Source organism: Collinsella sp. LCP19S3_B6 (assembly GCF_052121815.1).
In the GTDB taxonomy this organism is placed as follows: Bacteria; Actinomycetota; Coriobacteriia; order Coriobacteriales; family Coriobacteriaceae; genus Collinsella.
Genome location: NZ_JBQKDN010000046.1, coordinates 1 through 1,046 on the forward strand (window position 1 = coordinate 1; position 1,046 = coordinate 1,046).

Here is a 1,046-nt window from a genome sequence, read left to right on the forward strand (position 1 = left end):
GAGGCTTCGGTAGTTTGTGTGACAAGGGGCTAGCCTAGGCAGCAACGCTCTTCGCTCCCTTCACGCCCTTCTTCCTCGCCTTCACCGGGCGACCCGGGAGCTGGGGCTGGCAGTCGCCGCACCTGAGCATGAGCAGGGCCACGAGGTTGTCGGTGTTGCGGAAGCCGTAGCCCATCCTCACCGTCACCTTGATCTTGTTGTTGATGGCCTCTACGCGCCCGTTGCTGATGCCGAGCTCGACTGCGGCGATGATGTCGTCGCGCCGGCGGCGCACCTTCTTCTCCACGGCGACGACCTTGGCGATCTTGCAGTAGGCGGCCCTGTGCATCCAGTCGTCGAGCAGCTCGGCGGCCTCGGAGCCGTCGGCTGCCCGGAAGACGGCCCGCAGGTCCTCCTCGAGCTCCCAGGCCCTGACCAGCCGCGAGCCGGCCCTCTTCTTGAGCGCCTCGAGCCTCGCCCTCTGGCCGTCGGTGAGGTCCTCGGGGTTCTTCACGAGCGCGTAGCGGCTGCCCTTGATGGAGGCCGCCTCCTCCTCGAGCGCCCTGACCTCCTCGGGCGGCAGCTCGCCTTTGGCAGGCCTGCCGCGCTTGCCCTCGGGCCTGGGCCTGGCGGCCCTGGCGGCGGCCCTGGCGGCGTTCCACTCCTCGCAGCGCACGGCGTCGAGCGCGTCGTTCATCCACTGGACCACGTGGAAGGGGTCCATGACCCACCTCGCGTTGGGGCAGCGGCGCTTGACCAGCTGCCTTATCCACCTCGCGCCGTCGGCGGTCACCACCTCTATGGCGCGCCTCTGCTCGCGCGTGAGCTCGTCGAGGAACAGGTTGAGCACGTCCTTGCCGGTGCCCTCGTGCGCCCAGATGAGGCAGCCGCGGTCGTGGTCGACGACCACCGTGACGTACTTGTGGCCCTTCTTGTACGACGTCTCGTCGATGCCGATGCGGCGCACGCCGTCGAACCTCGAGGCGCCGCGCGCGGCCTCCAGCTCGGCGTAGACGCGCCTGCACACGCCGCCCACGCTGTGCCACTCGACGCGGGCGAGCTCGGAG

The 1,046-nt window shown here is 69.4% G+C and carries 1 protein-coding gene; it reads right to left on the minus strand.

Annotation, left to right across the window (positions count from 1 at the left end; translation table 11 throughout):
* Positions 1–34 precede the first annotated feature (34 nt).
* Positions 35–1,046, minus strand: a 1,012-nt coding sequence (locus ACTQWD_RS08690) for an ISL3 family transposase (protein WP_441559750.1), incomplete at its 5' end; no start/stop codon positions are given.